This window comes from Mycobacterium sp. (assembly GCF_049281135.1).
In the GTDB taxonomy this organism is placed as follows: Bacteria; Actinomycetota; Actinomycetes; order Mycobacteriales; family Mycobacteriaceae; genus Mycobacterium.
Genome location: NZ_JBAPRN010000241.1, coordinates 1 through 2,877 on the forward strand (window position 1 = coordinate 1; position 2,877 = coordinate 2,877).

The window sequence follows — 2,877 nt, forward strand, 5'->3', positions numbered from 1 at the left end:
GCGATCGGGCAGACCGACATCATGCGGCTGATCGCCTACACGTCGATCTCGCACTTCGGTTTCATCATCCTGGGCATCTTCGTGATGACGACGCAGGGCCAGAGCGGATCCACGTTGTACATGCTCAACCACGGCATCTCCACCGCCGCGGTGTTCCTGATCGCGGGATTCCTGGTCTCGCGGCGCGGCACCCGGTCGATCGCCGCCTACGGCGGTATCCAGAAGGTGGCCCCGGTGCTGGCCGGCACATTCCTGATCGCGGGCCTGGCCACCGTGTCCCTGCCCGGGCTGGCCCCGTTTGTCAGCGAATTCCTGGTGTTGCTAGGCGCATACAACCGCTACTGGCTGTCCGCGGCAATCGGTGTGATCGCGCTGATCCTCTCCTCGATCTACATTTTGTGGCTGTACCAACGGGTGATGACCGGCCCCGTCACCGAGGGCAACGAACGGATCCGTGACCTCGTGCCGCGCGAAATCCTGGTTGTCGCACCGCTGATCGCGCTGCTGCTGGTGCTGGGGATCTACCCGAAGCCCGTGCTCGACATCATCAACCCCGCAGTGGGGAACACCATGGCGACCATCGGTCAGCAGGACCCCCCACCGATCGTGCGGCCAGGCACTGCGCACCTACCCGGAATGGCGGAAGGACCGCGCCGATGACGTCTCTATCTGTACCGACGCCCAGCGTCGAATATGGGCTGCTCTCACCGATATTCATCGTCTTCGGTGTTGCGGTGGCCGGCGTGCTCGTCGAAGCGTTCCTGCCCCGCCGAGCGCGCTATGGCGTCCAGGTCGTGCTGGCGATCGGCGGTTTGATCGCCGCGGCCGTCGCCGACGTCATCGTCGCCAGGCAGCTCGACCCGCCGGGCCGCTACGCGGTCCTGCATGCGCTGGCTGTCGACGGTCCGACGCTGCTGCTGCAGGGTGCCATCCTGTTGGTCGCCGTGCTCGCCGTGATCTTTTTCGCCGAGCGGCACAGCGGCGACAATCCGGCCGCCGGTCCGGGCGCCGCCACCGCCACCGTCCACGCCCCCGCCGGATTGGAAGCCTTTACGCCGCAGGCGTCTGCGGTGCCGGGCAGTGCGGCCGAGCATGAGGCGGAGCGGGCCGGGGCAAGCCAGACCGAGTTGTTCCCGCTGACCATGCTGGCGGTCGGCGGCATGCTGGTGTTCCCGGCAGCCAACGACCTGCTGACCATGTTCGTGGCGCTCGAAGTGCTGTCGCTGCCGCTGTACCTGTTGTGCGGGCTTGCCCGCCACCGGCGGTTGCTGTCCCAGGAAGCCGCCGTGAAGTACTTCCTGCTTGGCGCGTTTTCTTCAGCGTTCTTCCTGTACGGCGCCGCGTTCCTCTACGGCGCCACCAACACGCTGTCGCTACCGGGCATCGCCACATCGCTGGCGGCCAGCAACAGCCACTCGATGGCGCTGATCGGTGTTGCACTGCTATCGGTCGGGCTGTTGTTCAAAGTCGGTGCAGCGCCCTTCCATTCGTGGATTCCCGACGTCTACCAGGGCGCGCCCACCCCGATCACCGGGTTCATGGCGGCGGCGACCAAAGTCGCGGCGTTCGGCGCGCTGCTGCGGGTCGTCTACGTCGCGCTGCCGCCGTTGCATGACCAGTGGCGGCCGGTGCTGTGGGCCATCGCGATACTGACCATCGCTGTCGGCACAATCACCGCGGTGACCCAGACCGACGTCAAGCGGATGTTGGCGTACTCGTCGATCGCGCACGTGGGTTTCATCCTCACCGGTGTGATCGCCGACAACACGGCGGGCCTCGCGGCGACGATGTTCTATCTTGTCGCCTACAGCTTCAGCACGGTCGGCGCGTTCGCGGTCGTGGGTCTGATCCGCAACTCGCACGGCGAAGAAGACGCCACCTTGTCGCACTGGGCCGGGCTCGGGCAGCGCTATCCCGTTGTTGGCCTGCTCTTTTCGATGTTTCTGCTGGCCTTCGCCGGGATTCCGCTGACCAGCGGGTTCATCAGCAAGTTCGCGGTGTTCCAGGCAGCGGCCAAAGGCGGCGCGGTGCCGTTGGTCATCATCGGTGTGATCGGCAGCGCGGTGGCCGCCTACTTCTATGTGCGGGTGATCGTGCTGATGTTCTTCACCGAGCCGCACGCCGAGCCGGTACACGTCGTCATGCCCAGCTTCTGGAGTAAGACCGCCATCGCGGTGTGCGCGTTGATCACCGTCGGCTTGGGTATCTTCCCGCAGCCTCTGCTCGATCTCGTCCGGCAGGCCGCGCAGTTCCTGACATGACACCGGCGCTGGTTCTCAGCGACGACAACGGACCGGTTCGGGTGTTGACCATGAACCGTCCCGAAGCACGAAACGCACTGAGCCCGAAGCTGATCGGAACGCTGTACGCCGCGCTACGCGAGGCTGACGACGACACGTCGGTGCGGGCGGTGGTACTCACCGGTGCCGACCCGGCATTTTGCGCCGGCGTCGACCTCAAAGAGGCCCAGCGGCTCGGCTCGGTTTACTTCGAGCAGTTTCAGAACCAGAGCTGTATTCGCCAAACCGGCGAGATGCGCACGCCGATCATCGCCGCCATCAACGGCGCGGTGTTCACCGGCGGGCTCGAGATGGCGTTGGGCTGCGATTTTCTCATCGCCTCCGAGCGCGCGATCTTCGCCGACACCCATGCCCGCGTAGGAATCCTGCCTGGCGGCGGGATGACGGCGCGGCTTCCGCATGTAGTCGGCGCCGCGATGGCCCGCCGGCTGTCGATGACCGGCGAGGTGGTCGACGCCGCACGTGCCGAGCGGATCGGGCTGGTCACCGAGGTCGTGCCGCACGATCAGCTGCTGCCCCGCACCGTTGAGCTGGCCGGCCAGATCGCGGAAGTACCTGCTCCAATCATGGCTGGCCT

Annotated in this window: 3 protein-coding genes; all 3 read left to right on the forward strand. The window is 66.0% G+C overall.

Features of this window, described 5'->3' with window-relative positions:
- Positions 1 to 660 (forward strand): proton-conducting transporter membrane subunit (locus WAN02_RS09680; RefSeq protein WP_422263934.1); only part of this gene is annotated, 660 nt, incomplete at its 5' end.
- Positions 657 to 2,261, forward strand: a complete 1,605-nt coding sequence (nuoN, locus tag WAN02_RS09685; protein WP_422263935.1) for an NADH-quinone oxidoreductase subunit NuoN — start codon at positions 657 to 659, stop codon at positions 2,259 to 2,261. The genes WAN02_RS09680 and nuoN, both read left to right, overlap by 4 nt.
- Positions 2,258 to 2,877 (forward strand): enoyl-CoA hydratase (locus WAN02_RS09690; RefSeq protein ID WP_422263936.1); only part of this gene is annotated, 620 nt, incomplete at its 3' end. The genes nuoN and WAN02_RS09690, both read left to right, overlap by 4 nt.

Excerpts from the sequence above, each read along its gene's own strand:
- nuoN (WP_422263935.1), top strand. The coding sequence starts at position 657 with ATGACGTCTCTATCTGTACCGACGCCCAGCGTCGAATATGGGCTGCTC.